Source organism: Mesorhizobium sp., assembly GCF_965229135.1.
In the GTDB taxonomy this organism is placed as follows: Bacteria; Pseudomonadota; Alphaproteobacteria; order Rhizobiales; family Rhizobiaceae; genus Mesorhizobium.
In genome coordinates, this window is record NZ_OZ245860.1 from 1,193,013 (window position 1) to 1,212,662 (window position 19,650).

General features: G+C 61.0%; 24 protein-coding genes. 9 read left to right on the forward strand and 15 right to left on the reverse strand.

Features of this window, described 5'->3' with window-relative positions; genetic code table 11:
* The first annotated feature begins 40 nt into the window (after positions 1 to 40).
* Positions 41 to 658, forward strand: coding sequence for a PilZ domain-containing protein (locus ACO07C_RS05850; protein WP_421913259.1), 618 nt, complete (start codon positions 41 to 43; stop codon positions 656 to 658).
* Between the two features lie 303 nt (positions 659 to 961).
* On the forward strand, positions 962 to 1,570 hold the full coding sequence (locus tag ACO07C_RS05855; RefSeq protein ID WP_421913260.1) for a transglutaminase-like cysteine peptidase: 609 nt from the start codon (positions 962 to 964) through the stop codon (positions 1,568 to 1,570).
* 157 nt (positions 1,571 to 1,727) lie between these two features.
* Here the strand turns inward: ACO07C_RS05855 and ACO07C_RS05860 are convergent, their stop codons facing one another.
* Both ACO07C_RS05860 and ACO07C_RS05865 read right to left on the reverse strand, forming a co-directional pair.
* A complete protein-coding gene (locus ACO07C_RS05860; RefSeq protein WP_421913261.1) occupies positions 1,728 to 2,255 on the reverse strand; it encodes a gamma carbonic anhydrase family protein in 528 nt (175 codons plus the stop codon).
* A 17-nt stretch (positions 2,256 to 2,272) separates the two neighbouring features.
* Entirely contained in the window at positions 2,273 to 2,617 is a 345-nt protein-coding gene (locus ACO07C_RS05865; protein ID WP_421913262.1) for a DUF6949 family protein, read from the reverse strand.
* A 110-nt stretch (positions 2,618 to 2,727) separates the two neighbouring features.
* On the opposite strand from ACO07C_RS05865, the gene ACO07C_RS05870 reads away from it, so the two are divergent.
* A complete protein-coding gene (locus tag ACO07C_RS05870) occupies positions 2,728 to 3,459 on the forward strand; it encodes a hypothetical protein (protein ID WP_421913263.1) in 732 nt (243 codons plus the stop codon).
* A 66-nt stretch (positions 3,460 to 3,525) separates the two neighbouring features.
* Here ACO07C_RS05870 and ACO07C_RS05875 read toward each other — a convergent pair whose 3' ends face one another.
* Positions 3,526 to 3,729: a DUF3126 family protein gene (locus tag ACO07C_RS05875; protein ID WP_354459093.1), complete on the reverse strand. Its 204-nt coding sequence runs from the start codon at positions 3,727 to 3,729 to the stop codon at positions 3,526 to 3,528.
* A gap of 155 nt (positions 3,730 to 3,884) precedes the next feature.
* Positions 3,885 to 4,733, reverse strand: coding sequence for a serine O-acetyltransferase (gene cysE / locus ACO07C_RS05880; RefSeq protein WP_421913264.1), 849 nt, complete (start codon positions 4,731 to 4,733; stop codon positions 3,885 to 3,887).
* 126 nt (positions 4,734 to 4,859) lie between these two features.
* Between cysE and ACO07C_RS05885 the strand changes: the two genes are divergently transcribed.
* Positions 4,860 to 5,474 carry a hypothetical protein gene (locus ACO07C_RS05885; protein ID WP_421913265.1) on the forward strand — a complete coding sequence of 205 codons (615 nt, stop codon included), beginning with the start codon at positions 4,860 to 4,862 and terminating at the stop codon, positions 5,472 to 5,474.
* An 88-nt stretch (positions 5,475 to 5,562) separates the two neighbouring features.
* Here the strand turns inward: ACO07C_RS05885 and ACO07C_RS05890 are convergent, their stop codons facing one another.
* From ACO07C_RS05890 to ACO07C_RS05900, 3 genes are read right to left on the reverse strand one after another with little or no spacing between them, the layout of a single operon-like run.
* Positions 5,563 to 6,330, reverse strand: a complete 768-nt coding sequence (locus ACO07C_RS05890; protein ID WP_421913266.1) for an alpha/beta fold hydrolase — start codon at positions 6,328 to 6,330, stop codon at positions 5,563 to 5,565.
* Positions 6,331 to 6,341: 11 nt separating this feature from the next.
* The gene (locus tag ACO07C_RS05895; protein WP_421913267.1) at positions 6,342 to 6,860 is read right to left on the reverse strand and encodes a DUF192 domain-containing protein; all 519 of its coding nucleotides are present in this window, start codon (positions 6,858 to 6,860) and stop codon (positions 6,342 to 6,344) included.
* A gap of 25 nt (positions 6,861 to 6,885) precedes the next feature.
* Complete coding sequence (locus ACO07C_RS05900) at positions 6,886 to 7,458, reverse strand: cold-shock protein (RefSeq protein ID WP_421913268.1); 573 nt, start codon at positions 7,456 to 7,458, stop codon at positions 6,886 to 6,888.
* A 237-nt stretch (positions 7,459 to 7,695) separates the two neighbouring features.
* On the opposite strand from ACO07C_RS05900, the gene gloA reads away from it, so the two are divergent.
* A complete protein-coding gene (gene gloA, locus ACO07C_RS05905; RefSeq protein ID WP_421913269.1) occupies positions 7,696 to 8,136 on the forward strand; it encodes a lactoylglutathione lyase in 441 nt (146 codons plus the stop codon).
* Between the two features lie 118 nt (positions 8,137 to 8,254).
* On the forward strand, positions 8,255 to 8,548 hold the full coding sequence (locus ACO07C_RS05910; RefSeq protein WP_421913270.1) for a DUF2218 domain-containing protein: 294 nt from the start codon (positions 8,255 to 8,257) through the stop codon (positions 8,546 to 8,548).
* A gap of 1 nt (position 8,549) precedes the next feature.
* Here the strand turns inward: ACO07C_RS05910 and ACO07C_RS05915 are convergent, their stop codons facing one another.
* The 3 genes from ACO07C_RS05915 to ACO07C_RS05925 all read right to left on the reverse strand — a co-directional run bounded on the left by ACO07C_RS05915 (position 8,550) and on the right by ACO07C_RS05925 (position 11,283).
* On the reverse strand, positions 8,550 to 9,116 hold the full coding sequence (locus tag ACO07C_RS05915) for a DUF1697 domain-containing protein (protein ID WP_421913271.1): 567 nt from the start codon (positions 9,114 to 9,116) through the stop codon (positions 8,550 to 8,552).
* Positions 9,113 to 10,366, reverse strand: a complete 1,254-nt coding sequence (gene ilvA, locus ACO07C_RS05920) for a threonine ammonia-lyase IlvA (protein WP_421913272.1) — start codon at positions 10,364 to 10,366, stop codon at positions 9,113 to 9,115. Before ilvA ends, ACO07C_RS05915 begins: the two co-directional genes overlap by 4 nt.
* A gap of 86 nt (positions 10,367 to 10,452) precedes the next feature.
* On the reverse strand, positions 10,453 to 11,283 hold the full coding sequence (locus tag ACO07C_RS05925) for a hypothetical protein (RefSeq protein WP_421913273.1): 831 nt from the start codon (positions 11,281 to 11,283) through the stop codon (positions 10,453 to 10,455).
* 413 nt (positions 11,284 to 11,696) lie between these two features.
* On the opposite strand from ACO07C_RS05925, the gene ACO07C_RS05930 reads away from it, so the two are divergent.
* Positions 11,697 to 12,770, forward strand: a complete 1,074-nt coding sequence (locus ACO07C_RS05930) for an alpha/beta hydrolase (RefSeq protein WP_421913274.1) — start codon at positions 11,697 to 11,699, stop codon at positions 12,768 to 12,770.
* Between the two features lie 145 nt (positions 12,771 to 12,915).
* Complete coding sequence (locus ACO07C_RS05935) at positions 12,916 to 14,073, forward strand: alpha/beta hydrolase (RefSeq protein WP_421913275.1); 1,158 nt, start codon at positions 12,916 to 12,918, stop codon at positions 14,071 to 14,073.
* A 21-nt stretch (positions 14,074 to 14,094) separates the two neighbouring features.
* On the opposite strand, the gene ade is transcribed toward ACO07C_RS05935, so the two are convergent.
* Entirely contained in the window at positions 14,095 to 15,909 is a 1,815-nt protein-coding gene (ade, locus tag ACO07C_RS05940) for an adenine deaminase (protein WP_421913276.1), read from the reverse strand.
* A 366-nt stretch (positions 15,910 to 16,275) separates the two neighbouring features.
* Here ade and ACO07C_RS05945 point away from each other — a divergent pair, with 366 nt between their 5' ends.
* A complete protein-coding gene (locus ACO07C_RS05945) occupies positions 16,276 to 16,938 on the forward strand; it encodes an outer membrane protein (RefSeq protein ID WP_421913277.1) in 663 nt (220 codons plus the stop codon).
* Here the strand turns inward: ACO07C_RS05945 and ACO07C_RS05950 are convergent.
* The 4 genes from ACO07C_RS05950 to ACO07C_RS05965 are packed head-to-tail and all read right to left on the reverse strand — an operon-like array spanning position 16,926 to position 19,570.
* Complete coding sequence (locus tag ACO07C_RS05950) at positions 16,926 to 17,684, reverse strand: amino acid ABC transporter permease (RefSeq protein WP_421913278.1); 759 nt, start codon at positions 17,682 to 17,684, stop codon at positions 16,926 to 16,928. The genes ACO07C_RS05945 and ACO07C_RS05950 overlap by 13 nt on opposite strands.
* 19 nt (positions 17,685 to 17,703) lie before the next feature.
* The gene (locus ACO07C_RS05955) at positions 17,704 to 18,531 is read right to left on the reverse strand and encodes a transporter substrate-binding domain-containing protein (protein WP_421913279.1); all 828 of its coding nucleotides are present in this window, start codon (positions 18,529 to 18,531) and stop codon (positions 17,704 to 17,706) included.
* Complete coding sequence (locus tag ACO07C_RS05960; protein WP_421913280.1) at positions 18,528 to 18,851, reverse strand: GYD domain-containing protein; 324 nt, start codon at positions 18,849 to 18,851, stop codon at positions 18,528 to 18,530. The genes ACO07C_RS05955 and ACO07C_RS05960 overlap by 4 nt, the downstream gene beginning before the upstream one ends.
* A 23-nt stretch (positions 18,852 to 18,874) precedes the next feature.
* On the reverse strand, positions 18,875 to 19,570 hold the full coding sequence (locus ACO07C_RS05965) for a cysteine hydrolase family protein (protein ID WP_421913281.1): 696 nt from the start codon (positions 19,568 to 19,570) through the stop codon (positions 18,875 to 18,877).
* Positions 19,571 to 19,650: the final 80 nt, after the last annotated feature.

Consider the following 19,650-nt stretch of genomic DNA (forward strand, 5'->3'; position numbering starts at 1 on the left):
GCATCACCGCGCGGGAATGCCAAACGGGGTGTAGGCAGTCATGAGGTCAGCGGCGGTCGACTACGCGCCGTCCCGCGCTGAAAGGCGTAACTTTCAGCGCGTCCGGGTGAAGATTTATGGACGCTTCATGCTGGAAGACCGCACCGAGCACCCCTGCCAGGTCGTCGATATGTCGCCCGGCAACGTTGCCTTGCGCACCGAGCGCGTGGGCATGCCCGGCGAGAAAGTCATCGCCTACATCGATCATATCGGCCGCATCGAGGGCGTGGTCACCCGCACCCTGCAGGACGGCTTCGCGATGACCGTTATCGCGTCGGACCGCAAGAAGGACAAACTCGCCGCACAGTTGACCTGGTTGGCCAACAAGCACGAGCTGGATCTGCCGGAAGACCGACGTCACGAACGCGTGGCGCCGCGCAATCCGACAAGCGTGCTGCAACTGACCGACGGACGCCAGTACCAGTGCCGCATCATCGACCTGTCCCTTTCGGGCGCGGCGATCGAGATCGACGTCAAGCCGGCGATCGGGGTCCAAGTGATGCTGGGCACCATGCGCGGACAGGTGGTGCGCCATTTCGAGGACGGCGTGGCCATCGAGTTCGCGGTCATACAGCGACCCGAGACACTGGATTCGGAATTCAACACGCCGCGCACCTGACGCTGGTTGCAAATCGGCAGAACCAATCAAACCGGCCGCAAGGCCGGTTTTTTGTTGGCGAAGCACCGTGCGCATTCGCTCATTCACACATCAGCGAAACCGCGTAGACGGACATCCCCTGAACGACGGCTCCGGCCCGCCGCCATCAAGGATCGCGGCCGTAGAGATCCTGAATATTTTTATACTCAGATGATTCAAATTTTATGTTTATTCTACAGGCGTTTTACTTAATATCTACTTCGGCCTTTTGCGTCAAATAAATCCAACCCTGTCATTGTCTCCTTAAACGGGGAGACTAGAAAAATGAAGAACACGTGGGGCAAGCTGTTGCTTATGGCAATGGCGATGCAGCTTTCCGCTTGGGGGACGGCATACGCGGCGGGACCGGTTTTCATGCACACCGGCGCACGTACGACACAGCCTGTCGGCCACTATGATTTCTGCCAGCGCATACCGGTGGAATGCAACGAACGGACCCCGAAGGGCCCGCCTGTGGACCTGACCCGTAAGCTGTGGGCAACGATCGTCAACATCAACAACTCGGTCAACACCCGCATCAAGCCGCGTACCGATCTGGAAAATTACGGCGTCGAGGAATACTGGTCCTACCCTGACAACGGCTACGGCGACTGCGAAGACTATGCGCTGGAAAAGCGCCGCGAGCTGATGGATGCCGGCGTTCCGGCGGGCAATCTGCTGATGACGGTTGTGCGCCAGCCGAACGGCGACGGCCATGCCGTTCTGACCGTGCGCACCAGCCTTGGCGAATTCATCCTCGACAACCTCGAACCCAAGGTCCTTTCCTGGACCGACACCGACTACACATACCTGAAGCGCCAATCGACTGAGAATTCCGGCGTCTGGATAACGATCAATGACGGTCGTGCCGACGCGGTCGCCAGCGTCCGCTGAGGGCGCGCAAAACAAAGATCAAGCGCTTTGCCCATGCGACGCGCCTAAAGAGAAACCCGGTCGAGTCCCCACCCTCCCCGTCCCCAACGACCGGGTGAAAGGAGCCGGCCCCCGTCCCCGGGGCCGGCTCCGCCATTTCCGGCGATGGTCATGAGAGCTAGGCCTTCTTCAACCCTGCCTTGAAGCGCTTGCCGTTGGCGACATAATGGGCCGCCGAGCCACGCAGCCTTGCGACGGCGGCATCGTCGAGCGCCCTGATAACCTTCGCCGGCGAGCCCACGATCAGCGAATTGTCGGGAAATTCCTTGCCCTCGGTGACCAGAGCACCGGCGCCAACCAGCGAATTCCTGCCGATCCGGGCGCCATTCAACACGATGGCGCCCATGCCGATCAGGCTGTTGTCGCCGATCGTGCAACCATGCAGCAAGGCGCGGTGGCCAATCGTGCAGCCTTCGCCGATTGTCAGCGGAAAGCCGGGATCCGTGTGCATTATCGTGTGTTCCTGCACATTTGTATCGGCGCCGATGACGATCGGCTCGTTGTCGCCGCGAATGACGACGCCAAACCAGATTCCGGCATTGCGGCCGACCTGGACATCGCCGATCAGCGTGGCGTCGGGCGCGATCCAGTTGCTGCCGGCCTCCTCGAAGGCGGGCTCTTTTCCGTCGATCGCATAGGCGGGCATTTGTCTCTCCGATTCGCTCAGGCTGGGAAGCCGGCGGAACCTAGGGGAAGGGTAGCCCAGCAGGCAATGGCGATCAGCACGACGCCAAGCGCCAGCGCCCAGATGGCCGCCGTACAGCCGCAGGAGATCAGCATAACCGTCGATATGCGGCGGTCGCGACGGGCATCGAGGGCTTCGTTGACCAGCATGAATGGCCCGGCGCAAGCGGTCGCGAGGAGGGAGCGAAGCATGTGCGCCGGCGACACATAGGGCTCCGCGAACGCAACCTTGCGGCCCGCGATCAGCTCCATTGCCGACCCGGCAAGCCCGCAAGCCGTCAACCCGACTGAAAACGCGAAAAGCACAAGCAGCATCGAACCCATCTTTACCTTCCATTTACCATGAAATCGCACAGTCGTGGCAACAGCGGTGCAAGGGCCATGCCGCGTCATGTGTCCCGCCTGGGGACAGGCGGCATAGATCGAGGATTTCCATGAGACAGGCAGCGACCGCCACCGAACCGGAATTCACCGTGGTCGATTCCGCGCTGATGAGGCGGGTGTTCTACGCGTTCGCGACGCTGGCATTGCTATCGGTGGCGATCAGTTTTGGCGGCAAGTGGTTCGGCCACTCGATCGCCATGGCCGGCTACACAGACGACGGCACAGTCCGCGAAATCGTCATCGGCAACAATGTCATCGCCGTGCCCGCCAATGCCATTCGCTTTGCCCAGGCCAGGCGCGACGGCATCGCCTCGCGGCTCGACCTCTATCTCCGCTATCCGGAGATGGACGGTTACAGCGAAGCCGCGCGCGACGATTTCAACCACACAGGATCAGCCAAGAAGATCATTTTCCTCTCGTTCGAACAGCAGATGATGTCGCGCGACATGAGTGGCCGGTTCGCACCCATCTACAGCGCGCTGATCGTCCAGCCCGGCAGACCCGGCCCTGGCGGCACGACGGTCTACGCCTTCAATGAAAAGTCAGGCTATGTGAACGAGGTGCTGGTCGTCGGGGAACGCCCGGGCAAGGACCCTTTCGTGGCACGCTGCCTGGGTGGGCCGAATGCGGATGAATCGCTGGCGCCCTGCGAACGCGACATCCACGTTGGCGACAACCTCAGCCTGACATATCGATTTCCGAAGGAGTTTGTCGGCGACTGGCCGACTCTCGACGCGGCAATTGTCGCTGAAACCACGCGCATCTTGAAGACGGGGCGCTAGATTAACATGCTGGAGGCGCCGGCCGGACGCAATCGATGCTGATCCGGCCGCCGCGGGTAGCCGGTCTCAGGCCAGGTCGATATCGAGGATCGCCATCGAGAAATTGTAGTCGCCGTCGTCCTCATCCTTGAAAACGATGCCGAGGAACTCGTCACCGGCATAGACCTCGGCCGAGTCGTCCTTGCGCGGCCGCGCCTTCACCTGCAATTTGGGGTTCTGGAAGACGCGCTTGAAATAGGCGTCCAGCTTTCTGATTTCGTCGGGCTTCAACAGTCTTCTCCGATCGTCGGCTTGCTCGTGTGAATGCGCTTCTGGCACGTCGACAATGGCGATGTAAAGGCAAGCCGGGCTGATTGCAGGGGATGCCGGCACGTGGGCGAACCGGTGAGGCAATCCGTGCCCGACCGAGCATCAACGCGAAAAAATCAGATATCGAACGAGACGACCTGATCCATGCGTTGCGATGGGAGAAGCTGGTCCATCTGCCGCGAAGGCTGGTCGCAACCCGTCTCTCCCACCACTCGAGCGGGAACGCCGGCAACCGTCTTGTTGTGAGGCACGGGCGAAAGCACGACCGAGCCGGCAGCGATCTTCGAGCAGTGACCGATCTCGATATTGCCGAGAATCTTGGCGCCGGCGCCGATCAGCACGCCGTAGCGAATCTTGGGGTGGCGGTCGCCACCGGCCTTGCCGGTACCGCCCAGCGTCACGCCATGGAGGATGGAGACGTCGTCTTCGATCACCGCGGTCTCACCGACGACCAGGCCCGTGGCGTGGTCGATGAAGATCCCCTTGCCGATGCGGGCTGCCGGATTGATGTCGGTCTGGAACACCGAGGACGAGCGGCTCTGCAGATAGAGCGCGAAATCCTTGCGGCCCTGGTTCCAAAGCCAATGCGCCAGCCTATGTGTCTGAACCGCATGAAAACCCTTGAAGTAGAGCACGGGCATGATGAAACGATCGCAGGCAGGATCGCGGTCATAGTACGCCTGGATGTCGACGCGCACCGTCGTCGACCACTCCTTGTCGTCGTCCAGCATCGACTTGAAAGTCTGACGGATGAGATCAGAGCCGATATCCTGGTGGGCCAGCCGCTCCGCCAACCGGTGTATGACCGCTTCCTCAAGGCTGTCCTGATTGAGGATCGTCGAATAGAGGAACGCCGCCAGCAGTGGATCGCGGTTGACCGCGTCCATCGCCTCATCGCGGATCGAGCGCCAGATCGGGTCAACCGGCTGCAATGCGCTGTGTCGGGAAATGCTGATGCTGTTCATCGACGTCTCGTCCTGCCGCCTTGCCTAATGTCCGGCCGCACCTATAGGCCAGATTGTAGCACGATTGAACTCAATTTTCCTTAGTGCTTTGTCAAATGGATTGGGTTGGCGGAAATTCAAGAAGCCATGGAAAACGAACCCTTGATCGACAACGCGACTAAAAGCGCGCTATCCGTGCTTTATGTGGCTGAAGGCCGCCACTATCACGGTCTAGCCCATATCGAGGCAATGCTGGCACTTTGTCGCTACTATAGCGTGCTGCTGGATGATGTTGAAGCCGTCGATGCGGCGATCTGGTTCCATGATGCCATCTATGACAGCCGGGCGAAGGACAACGAGGCGAGAAGCGCCGCACTTGCCGAGAAAGAACTGGCCGGCCGCGCCGATACAAAGCGGATCGACCGTATCAAGGCGATGATCGTCGCCACCGCCACACATGAGCTCCCACCGTTCGGAGACACAAACGCCCTCCGCGACGCCGCCCTGTTCCTCGACATGGACCTGTCGATCCTTGGCGCGGCGCCCGCCGCTTTCGACGCCTACGAGAGCGCGGTTCGTCGCGAGTATGGCTGGGTGGAGGAGCCGATGTGGCGCGCCGGCCGCGGCGCGGTCCTAAAGACCTTCCTTGCCCGAGAGCACATCTTCCACACGGAGGAGTTCCGGCAGAGGTTCGAAGCACAGGCACGGCACAATATCGCGCGGTCGCTTCAGGCGCTTGCGCTGGCTCCAAACCCCACCTGAGGCCAAGCCGAAGCATGGTCAGGAAACGTCTCCCCGGCCGCTCGGCATCTTCACACTGGCGACGGAAGATTAACCAGCGCCGAGCCGCTCAAAGCGGATTTTCGGCGTAGAACTCCAGAACCCGCTGCTTGAAAGACTTGTCCCCGACAGCCAGCATATGGTCGCGGCCCTCAATATGAAACGCGCGGGCGTTCGGCATCAAGGCGGCCAGCTCATCCGGCGAGCCGCCAATATCATCCGTCGTTCCGACAGCGATCAGCGTCGGCTGGGCGATACGCGCGAGGTCATCTTCGGTCAGCAACTCCCGCGAGGTGGCGATGCAGGCGGCCAGCGCGCGTCGATCGCTCCGGGTCTGGTCGGCAAAGGCGCGGAATGAGCGGCCGCGCGGATGGCTAGTGGAGGCCGGATCCTCGGCTAGAAGTGCCGCCGCTATGGGGTCCCAGTCGCCCACGCCGTCGATCATCCCGATGCCGAGCCCCCCAAAGACCAGAGTCGCCACCTTGTCAGGATCGGACAGCGCCAGGAACGCCGATATGCGCGCGCCCATCGAATAGCCCATGATATGCGCCCGCTCGATGCCAAGGTGGTCCAGCAACGCCGCACCATCGGAAGCCATTTTCCCGGGCGTGTAGTCGGCCTCATCGTAACTTTTCGAAGACGAACCATGTCCGCGATTGTCGAAGGCGATCGCGCGGTAGCCCGCATCGTTCAGCGTCTTGAACCAGCTAGGCGACACCCAGTTGACGTAGTGGCTGGAGGCAAAACCGTGGATCATCAAGACCGGATCGCCACGGCCCGACGCCGGCTGGCGGTCAAGGTAGGCTAGTTCGAAACCCTCATGGGAGAAAAATTGCATCGGCCAAACGTTCAGTGAGAACCGGCATTCGCGCCGATTTTTGGGTGGCGCAACAGGTCGCCGTCCGCGATGCCATCCTTGGCGGCGGTTCCCGCCTTGAGTTCCAGGACGAAACGGACCGGCGTGCCGGGAGAAATGATCGCTTCCGACTGCGGCTCACCCCGTTTTATGGCCCGGATCCTGCCGTCCTCCCCGACAAAAACCAGGTCAAGCGGCATCGGCGTGTTCTTCATCCAGAAGTTGACCTCCCGCGACGCATCGAACACGAACAGCATGCCGTGATCGTCGGCCATGTCGGTCCGAAACATCAAGCCGGCCTCGCGTTCGGCTTCCGTATCGGCGACTTCGATGGAGAACGAACGCTCGCCCGCTTTCGTCATCACGACCAACGGCGCCGGATCGACAGGAAGGATCATCACCTTGCCGTCGGCCGAACTCGATTCCTGCGAGAAGAAGAATGCGCCTGTGGCGACGATCGCCGCCACCAAGACGCTCAGCACTCCGGCCGTCAGCCAGTTCCTGTGAGCCATTCAAGATCCTCAGCCGGAAATCGTCCTAATGCGATACCGACAAGGTACCCATATCGGGGTGAATTTCGGCAGCCATAAGGCCCTTGTCGCCGCGCCCGAACCGAACCAGCACGACCTGTCCCGGGCGAAGCTCGGTAATGCCGTAACGGCGCAGCGTCTCCATGTGGACGAAAATGTCCTCGGTGCCTTCGCCCCGGGTCAGGAACCCAAATCCCTTGGTGCGGTTAAACCATTTCACCAAGGCGCGCTCCAGCCCACTCTCCGGCGTCACCGACACATGAGTGCGCTGTTCCTGCATCTCCGCCGGATGGATCGCGGTGGATGTATCCATCGAAAGGACACGGAAAGCCTGCAGGCCACGGTCGCCCTGCTTTACCAGGCAGACGACGCGCGCACCCTCCAGCGCGGTCTGAAAGCCGTCTTTTCGAAGACATGTCACATGGAGGAGAATATCGCCCGACGAGCCGTCATCCGGTAGAATGAAGCCGTAGCCCTTGGCAACATCGAACCATTTGATGGCTCCGGCGACCTCGACGAGATCAGCCTCACTGCCATCCTCGCGCTTCAAGGCGTCGCCGAGGGTCCCGTCCCGCCCCATAAAAGAGGCCTTTTCCCCCATAAGAATGCCCCCTTTTTTCAAGAACACCGCAACTGATTCTTGACATCAGATTAACACTGCGGCTTCCGGTGTGTGCAAGACCTGCCGTGCCTTTTTTCACGGTTCATTACGGCAATACCGGATTTGTTGTTTGCCGACGCCATCAACTCTTGGCGATTGCCCTTTGAAAGGCTCGCCCCTATGTTCCGCGGCGACCCAACATCCCGAGGAAATCAAATGCGCTATCTGCACACCATGGTCCGCATCGCCGATATCGATGCCTCGCTCGATTTCTACTGCGCCAAGCTTGGCCTGAAGGAAGTTCGCCGCTACGAAAACGAACAGGGGCGCTACACCCTGATCTTCCTCGCGGCCTCCGAAGACGAGCAGAGCGGCATCGCCGACAAGGCGCCGCTGGTCGAGCTGACCTACAATTGGGACGCCGAAGACTACAAGGGCGGTCGGAATTTCGGACACCTCGCCTATGAGGTCGACGACATCTACGCCACCTGCCAGAACCTGATGGACAAGGGCGTCACCATCAACCGGCCGCCGCGCGACGGCAACATGGCTTTCATCAGGTCGCCGGACGGCATCTCGATCGAGCTTCTGCAGAAAGGCCCGGCCAAGGCCAAGGCCGAGCCGTGGGCCTCGATGGCGAATACCGGGAGCTGGTAATCGCTCGTCACTGAGGCGGATGGCCATGAATGCTGTCCGCCAATCTGGCGCCTCGCCAGATGGTGCCTATCTGTCCGGATATGCGCCCGCCTGTCCGCTGGCGCCGGGAGAACCAACCATGACATCCAGCCGTGCCGACGTCGCCACCGAACATGCGAGCCGCTACCTGCAGCAGCTCTGCAAGCACTGGGCGCACAAATTTCCGGTCGAGTTCGATCCCAGCCATGGCGTCATCGATCTGTCGATGGGACGCACGGTGTTGGACGCGGATGCCGCGACCCTGCACATTGTGGTGACGACCGAGGACGCCAGCTCGATCGAGCGGCTGGAAACGGTCGTTGCCGATCACATCAAGCGCTTCGCCTTCCGCGAAGAGCTGGTTTTTGACTGGAACCGCGCGCCAGCGGCTTAAGTCAGTGGCCGCCGCCGCCTTTGCCTGCCATCTCAAGCAGCGCCTGCACCGAACGCCAATTGCGCGCGGTGCCCGGCACTTTCAGCGTGCGTCCGATCAGTCCGGCGAACACGGATCTCCCTAGCCCATCAGGGGCGTGCAGATAGAGCACGTCGCCCTTGATCTCGAATTTTTCCGCACCTGTGCATTTCTCGGAAAGCCGGGCCTCTTCCTCGACGGTCGGCTCACGCTCCAGCACATAGGCGTGGAGCTTGGTCGGCTCCGCGGCGATATCCGGGTAGGGATTCTGCTCGACCAGTCGGCTGAACCACTCGGCGTCGCGCACCATGATGCGCGAATGAAATCCCCATTTCTTCTCGAAAGCGGCTTCCAACTGCCGGGTCAATGCGGCCGCGTCACCATGGGCTGCCCGGAACACAACGTTGCCGCTCTGCACATAGGTGGCGACATTGCCGAAGCCGAGTTCCTCGAAGAACCCCCTCAGATCGGCCATCCTGACGATGCGGTTGCCGCCGACATTGATGCCGGAGAGCAGCGCTATGAAGACATTTTCGGTCTTGCCGTTCATATGATGAACCCCGCCAGCGTCTCGTTGTCGGTAATGTCCTGATACTGGACGCCCTCCGCTTCGAAATTCGCCCTGAGCAGATCGAAGTTCCGTCGATCCTTGGTCTCAATGCCGATCAGCACCGAGCCGAAATTGCGCGCCGACTTCTTGAGATATTCGAAGCGCGCGATGTCGTCGTCGGGACCGAGCATTTCGAGGAAATCGCGCAGCGCGCCTGGCCGCTGCGGAAAGCGGATGATGAAGTATTTCTTCAGGCCCTCGAAGCGTAGCGCCCTCTCCTTGACGTCCGGCAGCCGCTCGAAATCGAAATTGCCGCCAGAGACAACCGCAACGATGGTCTTGCCTCGGATCTCTTTCCGCGAGAAGTCTTTCAATGCGTCGATTGCCAGGGCGCCCGCCGGCTCGAGCACGACGCCCTCGATGTTGAGCATCTCGATCATCGTCGCGCAGAGACGGTTTTCCGGGATCAGCCGCACCGTATCGGCGGGAAAATCCTTGAGGTAGCGCAATGGCTCACGACCGATCTCCGCCACGGCCGCGCCGTCGACGAAGTTGTCGACCTTGTTGAGCTTGACACGTTTGCCCGCGGAAAGACTCTCGCTCAGGCTCGGCGCGCCGGCTGGCTCACAAAAAACGAAGCGCGTTTCGCGGCCCTGGTCAGCGAAAAAATGGGTCACACCGGCCGCAAGGCCGCCGCCACCAACCGGCAGCATGATGATATCGGGCATGCGGGCGCCGATCTGGGCTGCGATTTCGTAGGCGACCGTCGCCTGTCCCTCGATGATGTCCTTGTGGTCGAAAGGCGGCACCATATGCGCGCCGGCACTTTCGGTGAACTCGATCGCGGCCCGGTAGCAATCGTCGAAGAAGTCGCCGACCAGCTTGATCTCGACGAATTCGCCGCCGAACAGGCGCGTCTTGTCGATCTTCTGCTGCGGCGTCGTCACCGGCATGAACACCACGCCCTTCTTGCCGAAATGTCGGCAGACAAAGGCGAAGCCCTGGGCATGGTTGCCAGCGGAGGCGCAGACGAACAGCTCCGCGTCATTGCCGGCCGCGAGCGCCTTGCGGAAGAAATTGAAGGCGCCACGAATCTTGTAGGAACGTACCGGCGACAGATCCTCGCGCTTCAGGAGGATGCGCGCGCCGGTCTTCTTCGACAGATAGTCGTTCTCCTGCAGCGGCGTTTGCGGGAAAATCTCGCGGATCGCCGCAGCGGCGGTGGCGACGCGGGAACAGAAATTGCTCATCGGAAAACACCTCGGATCGCGGCTCGGTTGCCCTCAGTCCCTGGCGGCCACTCGAGCTGGCTTACCACGGCGCGATGGACGGCGCCCTAGCTTACCTCTTGCCAGGACGACAGCGGCTTGTGCCAGAAAGGTTCGTAGTACACAGCGCCTTTGGACAACAGTCCCGCAACGTAGCTCAGGGAACTCTTGGCCATTATGAGGCAATCGGCATGGATCAATCCCGACAGCGTGGCAAAAATGTCTGAATCGAGTTCGAATTCGCATATGCCCGGCAGCGGCTGGAAGTCCGATGCGTTGCCTTGCGAGAAGACACGCACAGAATGACCGGGATGATCGCGAAGCACCGATTCGATGCGGCGCGCGATAACAGCGTTGCCGGTTAGACGTTCGGCATGGGCTGGCGCACCAACGACATCGCCGCGCCTGGCATGGACTGCAATTGTGGGTGATGAATACGACCTTGGCGGCAACGTCAGTCGCGCGCGAAACTCATCGACAATGCCTCTGTAGAAATCCGGATTTTCGTCGGCGAAGGCATGGAAATGTTGTTGCTCCACAATGGCGGGCGGGCCTCGATACCCTTTGGAGAAAACATCACCCGGTATGATCGGGATGCCCTGAGGAAGACCAGGCGATCCCGCTCCGAGATTGAACGACTTTTCCCATCGACACGCAAAAAGCGCGGGATCCCCTCCGTGCTCAACCGACTTGAACGGCGTATGGAAATACGGAATGCCCGTGGCGCGTGAAAACAGGATCGCCGACATGACGGCGTGAACCTGAGCTCCGCCACCGTCTTTTTTACCGGCGGATGTAATGCCAAGCAGCGAATTCTTTTCGAGCTTGGACAATTCGACAGACCAGTCGTGCTTCGACGACGTCGGCAATATGTGCTTGAGCAACCGCCTAAGCCCCATGAATCATGTCCTGTTTTCCGCACGACGTTCGTTCCAAGCACCCGACCCGGTTCGAGACGCGAAGTCCGTCCGCCAACAGATTCAGGCGCTTGCCCCTATTGCATATCCGTCCCGCACAAGCCATCGCGCGGCGGTCTCGCAAGATGAAATCTGCAATCCTGGATTGCGCAAGGATTGAGTTTCCGGTGCATGCAGTGTCAGCTTGTCCGCGCGACCGTCGGTGTCGCGCGAGCACTCAGCTCCAGCATTACGATGGCCTTGCCGACAATTCTCGGCTTTCGCGCAACACTGTCGCGACGGTCGCGCCCCGCTAACCGGATTTCAACCGCCAGCGACTTACTTCCGCCTCACTCTGCCTGTCCGGGAGGGACTGCGCAGGTGGATAGCCTTGCGGCCGGAGTGGAATTTCAGACGTGCCTTTCAAGAAGATTTGCATCATTGCCCTTGCCTTGCTGATTGCCGGCTGCGCCGGTCGGCAAACCCAAGAAATTCTCGGCAGCGCCGTCGTTGCGACGCCGGTGACGGAGATTGCCGGCAATCACAGCATCTTCATCGCCACGACACGCAAGAAGTCCGCCGATCCCAACAAGGTTTTCGACGGCGAGCGCTCGGCGACGCTGAACTACGCGCGCGTCAACGTCACCGTTCCCGGCGTCCACCAGACTGGCCAGATCGAGAGGCGGTCGCGAGGCAAGTCGAATGACCCCGCGAAATACTTCATGGCCTCGGAGGTCGTCGGCTACGACACCGCTCCTCAATTCTCGAGCGCCCTTAACGCCGATATCGCGGCGCGTGGCGGCCGTGTCATGGTCTTCGTTCACGGCTACAACACCGGTTTCGACAGCGCGGTCTATCGTGTGACCCAGATCGTCCATGATTCCGGCTATCCAGGAACGCCGGTGCTGTTCTCCTGGGCTTCGGGCGCCAGGACCACCGATTATGTCTACGACAAGGAAAGCGCGAGTGCTGCGCGCGACCAGCTCGAAGTGACCCTTCGCATGCTCGCTCAGACGGGCGCGCGGCGCATCGACATCGTCGCGCATTCGCTGGGAACCTGGGTCACCATGGAAGCGCTGCGGCAGCTCGCCATCACCGGCGACCGTGACCTCAGCGGCAAGCTCGGAGACGTCGTGCTGGCCTCGCCCGACATCGACGTCGACGTGTTCAAGAGCCAGATGCGCCGCTACGGCAAGCCCGACAAGCCGTTCATCCTGCTCCTGTCCAGCGACGACCGGGCGCTGCGCCTCTCCGGCCTGCTCGCCGGCTCGCGGCCGCGCGTCGGCGACTACAAGGACGCCGCCGACCTCGCCACCTACGGGGTGACCGTCATCGATCTGTCCAGTCTCAAGGGAACGGACAGTTTCAATCACAACAAGTTCGCCGACAATCCGGCCATGGTGAAGATGATCGGTCAGCGATTGCGCGAGGATGATGGCTTTGCCAGCGACCGCGAGGTTACCGATCGCATCAGCCTGCTTGGACAGTAAGTCGCTCCGCGATGGCTTTCTGCGGTCACGTTAACGATTTGCCGCACAATTGGACCACTTTGAACTGGACCGGGCCTGACTCAGTCTTTATCGACATAGCCATGGACGTCATCAGCTTGGCGTTGCTTGCAGGGACTGTGTAACCGTGCGTTCGAAGAGCTTCCTCATCGTCGCCTTCGCGTTGCTTGTCACAGGCTGCGCCGGGCAGAACACGCATGACCTTCTCAACCGGACGACGGTAACGGTTCCTGCTTCCGACATAGCAGCGACGCATGAGATATTCGTCGCCACCACCCGGCAAAGAGCCACGAAGCAGCCGCGGCAGGTATTCGACGGCGATCGCTCGCTGACCACCAGCTACGCTCGTGTCGACGTGACCGTCCCGAAGTCCCATCAGGTCGGCGCGATCGAGAGGGCGAAGGGATCGGCCAACAGCAATCCTGCCAAGGATTTCACCGCGAAGGATGTCGCTTACTACGCGAACGCGCCGCAATTCGCCAAGGCGATTGGCGCCGATATCGCCATGCGTGGCGATCGCGCGCTGGTCTTCGTGCACGGCTTCAACAACGGTTTCGATGACGGCATCTACCGGATCACGCAGATCGTCCACGACACCAAATATCCAGGCACACCGGTGCTGTTCTCGTGGGCCTCGAGCGCCAAGACAACCGGTTACCTTTATGACAAGGATAGCGCCACCGCCGCGCGCGACGACCTCGAAGCGACGCTGCGCATGCTTGCCAAGACCAAGGTCAAGAGCATCGACATCATCGCCCATTCGATGGGGAACTGGGTAACGATGGAGGCGCTGCGCCAGCTCGCCATCACTGGCGACCGCGATCTTGGCGGTAAACTCGGCTATGTCATCCTCGCTTCGCCGGACATCGACGTCGACGTGTTCAAGAAACAGATGATCCGCTATGGCAAGCCCAGCAAGCCCTTCGCCATCCTGCTTTCAGGGGACGACCGCGCCCTCAAGCTCTCGTCCTTCATCTCGGGCGACAAGCCGCGCGTGGGCGACTATGGCAACGCGGCTGACCTTGCCAGCTATGGCGTGTCGGTCGTCGACCTCACCAAGACCAAGGGCGGCGACCAGTTGAACCATGCCAAGTTCGCCGACAACCCGTTCCTGGTGCAGTTGCTTGGCGACCGCCTGCGCGCGCCGGCCGGCCTGGCTTCGGACGAAAGCCCGCCAGGGCAGCTTGATGACCTTGGCCAAGGCCTTGGAAAGGCCGTTGGCTCCGTGGCCGAGATCGTCATCACCACGCCGTTCAAGGTGCTGACGATCGCCACCGGGGGCTGAACGTCCCAAGGCTCACTGACTTCAGATGAACAGGTCGACCTTCTGGAATGTCGTGACGTCAATGAGGCCGACGTCGGAAATCCTGAGCTCGGGAATGACTACCAGGGCCAGCAGCGAGTGTTGCATGTAGGCGTTGTTCAGCGAACAGCCCATCGCGCGCATTGCCTCGGTCAGCTTCTCCGCCTTGGCGGCGACGATCTCGGCTCGCTCGTCCGACATCAGGCCGGCGATCGGCATCTCGACCAGCGCCAGTTCCTTGCCTTTTGAGAACAATACGACGCCGCCACCGACCTCGCCCAGACGGTTGACCGCCAGCGCCATGTCCTGCTTGTTGGTGCCGACAACGATGATGTGGTGGCTGTCATGCGCCACGCTGGAGGCCATGGCGCAATCGCCCATGTAGCCGAAGCCGGACACGAAGGCGTTGGTGACGCCGCCCGTGCCTCTGTGGCGTTCGACCAGCGCGATCTGGCAGACATCGTCGCGGCGATCCATGGCGACCAGCCCGTCCTCGACAGGAAGATCGGCCTCAAGCGCCCGTGTCGGCGCCTGGTTTTCGATCACGCCGATCACGCGCACGCGCACCTCATTGGCGCCCTTGGGCGCCACGATGTCGAAATCCCCGGCCTTGAGCTTCTTGCCGAGCTTGACCGTGTTCTTCGCCGTTTTGGGATAATTGTAAGCCGGAATGTCGGCTTCGAGCTTGCCGCCCTTGGCCAACCGGACGCCGCGCCCGTAGACCTCGTCGATGGTCATCTCGGCCAGGTCGGAGACGATCAGCAGGTCGGCCAGCCGCCCCGGCGCGATCGAGCCCAGTTCACGCTCCAGCTTGAAATGCTGGGCGGTATTCAGCGTCGCCATCTGGATCGCCGTCACCGGCTTCAGCCCCTGTCGAATGGCATGCCGCACAACCCGGTCCATATGGCCTTCATGAATGAGCGTGCCCGAATGGCTGTCGTCGGTGCACAGTATGAAGTTGCGCGGATCAATGCCGCTTTCGGTCACCGCCTTGATCTGCGAGGCGACGTCATACCAGGCCGAGCCCAACCGCAGCATCGCCTTCATGCCCTGGCGGACGCGGGCAATCGCATCCTCGGCGCGCGTGCCTTCATGGTCGTCCTCCGGCCCGCCGGCGACATAACCATGGAACGGCAGGCCGAGGTCGCGCGAGGCATAGTGACCGCCGACTGTCTTGCCCGCGTTCACCGTCGCGGCGATCTCGCCCGACATGATCGGATCGTTGGCGGCGACGCCGGGAAAATTCATCACCTCGCCGAGGCCGATGATGTTTTCCCATGTCATAGCCTCCGCCACATCGGCGACTGTCAGCTCGGCGCCAGCATGTTCGAGGCCCGGTGCCGACGGGACGCAAGACGGCATCTGCACGTGCACATTGATAGGCATCGCGATGGCTTCGTCATGCATCAGGCGAACGCCCGGCAGCCCCAGCACATTGGCGATCTCATGCGGATCGATGAACATCGAGGTGGTTCCGTGCGGGATCACGGCACGGCAGAATTCGGTTACCGTCACCATGCCGCTCTCGACATGCATATGCGCGTCGCAGAGGCCTGGCACCAGATAGCGCCCGCCCGCATCGACCACCTTCGTGCCCTGCCCGATGGCGTGGCTGGCGTTCGGCCCGCAATAGGCGAAGCGACCGCCGGCAATGGCGATATCGGTGCCGGCAATGATCTCGCCCGAATGGACATTCACCCAGCGCCCGTTGCGGATGACGAGATCCGCGGGCTTGCGCCCCATCGCGACATCGACCAGATGCGGTGCCATCTCGGCCCATGGTCTTGGCTTGGCGGCACTGGCGGTCTTTGTCGGCATCAGGCGATTCCTTCGGTTGCGGTCAGTCTCGCAAATGTCGGCGCACGTAGCCAGAGGCAGCAACCGCCATCGAGCACCCCGGCAACGGCGTACCGATTTTCGGACAATGGCCGTTTCAATTCCCTGGCTACCCGGCCTTCACATCAAGAGTTACGACCGCACCACCGGACGAGATCTTTTCGAGGATGCGTTCGAGCTCACCCGGCGCGAATGTGCCTCCGACAGCGTGGGCCCGTGCAAAAGCGCTCATATGGGCTTCGCTCAAACCGTGGGGAAATCGATTGCGCGGAAATCTGATTCCGTTTTCCCCCGAATGGGATTATCCTGGGCTTACAGATCTTTCTGAATCGACGTTCGGGGAGTTCTATGCGTCGTTTGGTGCTTGCAAGTGCAGGGTTCATTGTAGCGCTGACCGGACCAGCCTTCGCGGCCGATCCGACGGTGGACCTGCCGATGACCGCCACAGGCTTCGACTGGACCGGCTACTATGCCGGCTTTCAGGCAGGATATGGCTGGGGTAGCGCCAATATTACGGGAACAGACGGCACACCGTTCGCCTCGCCCGATCTGAGCGGCGGATATGTCGGCGGCCAGATCGCTGGCCTTTGGCAGTTCAACCAGTTCGTGATCGGCGGCGAGGCCGACCTCAACTATTCCGGGATCAAAGGTTCGGCCGACCAGGCCCCGGGAAACTCATTCGGCACCAACGTCCAATGGTTCGGGTCGATCAATGCAAAGGCCGGCTATGCCATGGACCGTTATCTGGTCTACGGCACTGGTGGCGTTGCCTTCGCCGGTATCGAAACCAGCCAGAACTCAGTTTCGGACTTTTCGCGAACCCGCACAAATACAGGTTGGACGATCGGTGCCGGCGTCGATTATGCGCTGACGGACAAATTCACTGTCGGCGCCCAGTACCGCTATTATGATTTCGGCTCCGAACATTACGATGGAAGCAACAGCTTTTCGGATCGCGATCAGGACGTGAAGCTGAATACCGTCGGCATCAATCTGAACTACAAGTTCTGAGCGCTTCCGTTCAATGCCGGTATTGCGCGGACGGCCCCCGGGCCGGCATCCCGATCATTGTTCTTTCGTGAATAGGGAGCGGACATCCGCCTCTCGATCCAACCCTGCGCGAGCGTCAGGACCGAGACCATGACGAGGTAATAGAGGAACGCGCAGGCATACCATTCGGTGAACCGGAAGCTCGCCGATATGGAAAGCGAGGTTGTCGTCATCAATTCCCGCAGCGAGATCGTGTAGGCCAGCGACGTCGATTTCAGCAGGGAAATGAATTCATTCATCAGGGACGGCAAGGCGATGCGCATGGCCTGAGGCAAGACGACAAGGCGAAAAGCCGGGAACCTGGTAAGCCCGAGCGCGGCCGCCGCCTCCCTCTGGCCAGCCCCCAAAGACCCAAGCGCGGCACGCATGATCTCCGCATTGTAGGCCACGCCGACCAGGGTCATGCCGATGTAGGCCGCGAGAAACGGTGTGAACCACGCGGAGCGGAATATCGGGAACAGCTGCGGCAGGCCGTTCCAGATGAACAACAGCACCAGGATCATGGGCGCGCTTCTGAACAACCAGACATAGGCCAACAGAGCCCAACGAACCACGGTGCGCCTGGAGCTCAAGCCGATCGCCACCGGAAGGCATAGCGCAAATGCCGTCACCTGCACGCAGATCGACAGGCCGATCGTTGTCAGAGCGCCCTGGATCAAAGCGGGGCTGACGAGAGCTTCCAGAAAAATGGTCGGATCAAAAAGCACGTCGGCCCCGCGTCATTGGCTACGAGCCGTAATCCACGTCGAAGCCTGACTCGGGAAAATTGTACTTTTTCGCTATATCGCCGAATGTTCCTTGCTGCTTCAGCGTCTTCAGCGCCGATCTGAGCAGCGTCAGGTCTTCCGGCGATTTCTGGATATAGATGCCGAACTGGAATTCGGACGGATAGGTGTACACAACCTTGATCTTGTCGCCCGTCTGCTTGGTGCGAACGCCAGCTTCAGCCGCTTCTGTCAGCGTCGCATCGGCTCGTCCGATCATGACCTGCTGGGTCGCGGCGACCTGCGATTCATAGGTCTGGAAGGTGACGAGCGCCTTGCCCTGCGCCTTGAAGGTCTTGTTCATCTCATCGGGGGCATCCGCATAGGACGTCCCGGCCTCGATCGCCAGCGATTTGCCGGCAAGGTCGTCCGGGCTCTTGATCGCATCGTTCGTCGCGGCGGTGACGATCACGGTCGACGATTTCAGATAGGGCACGCCATCGTAGGACTGCCGGCGCTTGTCGTTGAGATAGATGCCGCTGATGACGAGCGAGCAGCGGCTCGCCTGCAACGACGGCAGAAGCCCGTCAAAGCCCGAGACGACGAAGGTGACATCGGCGCCCCAGAGCTTGGCAAGCGCGTCGGCGACGTCGATGTCGACGCCCACCGGCCGCGTGTCGGTTGGCTTGTCCATATAGGTGAATGGCGGAAAACCGGCCGAGGTGCACACGGTGAGGTGTCCGTCGCGTATGAACGACGGCGCGTCGACCCCTGCAAGAGCGGTTTGGCTGAGCAGAGTTGCGCAAAACAGAGAAGCGATCTGGCAGGCACGGTGCATCGTTCGTTTCATGGCAGTTCCCCTGTTGCAATTCGGCTTCTTATGGATGCCTCGACAATCGAGCTCCAATCCTGGGCATCGAATGCAGGCAGCACGACCGGATCGACATGACCGTCCTGGCGGGCGACAAGCAGGTACCGCATCATCGCCGCTTCGCTCGGCATCTCGAAAATCTGCACGAAATCGTAGGCGCCCATGGTGGCGTACAGAGCGACGCTGCGCCCGCCCAGGGCTTCGACGCGTTCACGGCTGACCCGCGCGCGCTCCGGAGAATTGGCGATCTCGTCCAGCCCCCGCTGCGTCAGACGCATCAGAGAAATGAAATATGGCATTGAAACAGTCCGGTTGGTTTTGGTCAGCTCTTGGCGGAGGACACGTCCAGCGCGCGCAGGCCCGCAATCACGTCCGCTGCCCTGGAGACGACGCCGTAGATGCCGTCCTCGACGGTGACCATGTGGACGGCTGCGTCATGGGCGTATTGGTCGCCGCTGGCACAGGCATCCTCGATGAGCAGGCACTGATAGTTCCTGTCCGCCGCCTCACGCATCGTGGTGCTCACGCATACGTCCGTCGTGCAGCCGCTGAAGAGCAGATGGGTGATTCCCCTCGCCCGCAGGACGTGATCGAGATCGGTATGGGTGAAGGCGCCGTTGGCGGTCTTGTCGATGATGACATCGTTGGCGTGGACGGCTATCTCCGGGACGATCTCAAATCCGGGCGAAGAACGCAAAAGCACTTCGGTTCCCTCGAGACCCGCACGTTTGCGACGCCAACGCTCGTAAGGCGTCATGTCGGCCATATCCGCGCGATAGCCCTGCCTTGTATGCAGGATCAGGCAGCCTGCCGCCCGGGCGGTATCGATCAGGGCATTGACAGTCGGCAAGATCGCCCGCAGCGGCGCGGGGTCATAACCCTTCCTGGCGAAATAGCCATCGGACGACAGGAAGTCGACCTGAAGGTCGATGACGAGAAGCGCCGTCACCTTGGGGTCGAGATTCCCGTCATAGGGATAATCGAAAGGCCGCGACCTGATCCACCTCGTTCCTGTCATTTGGCGCCTCCGCTTGCTGCTTGACGAGGAAGCTAGGACACGCCAATTGTTTTGACAAACCAAATGATTTATACATTTTG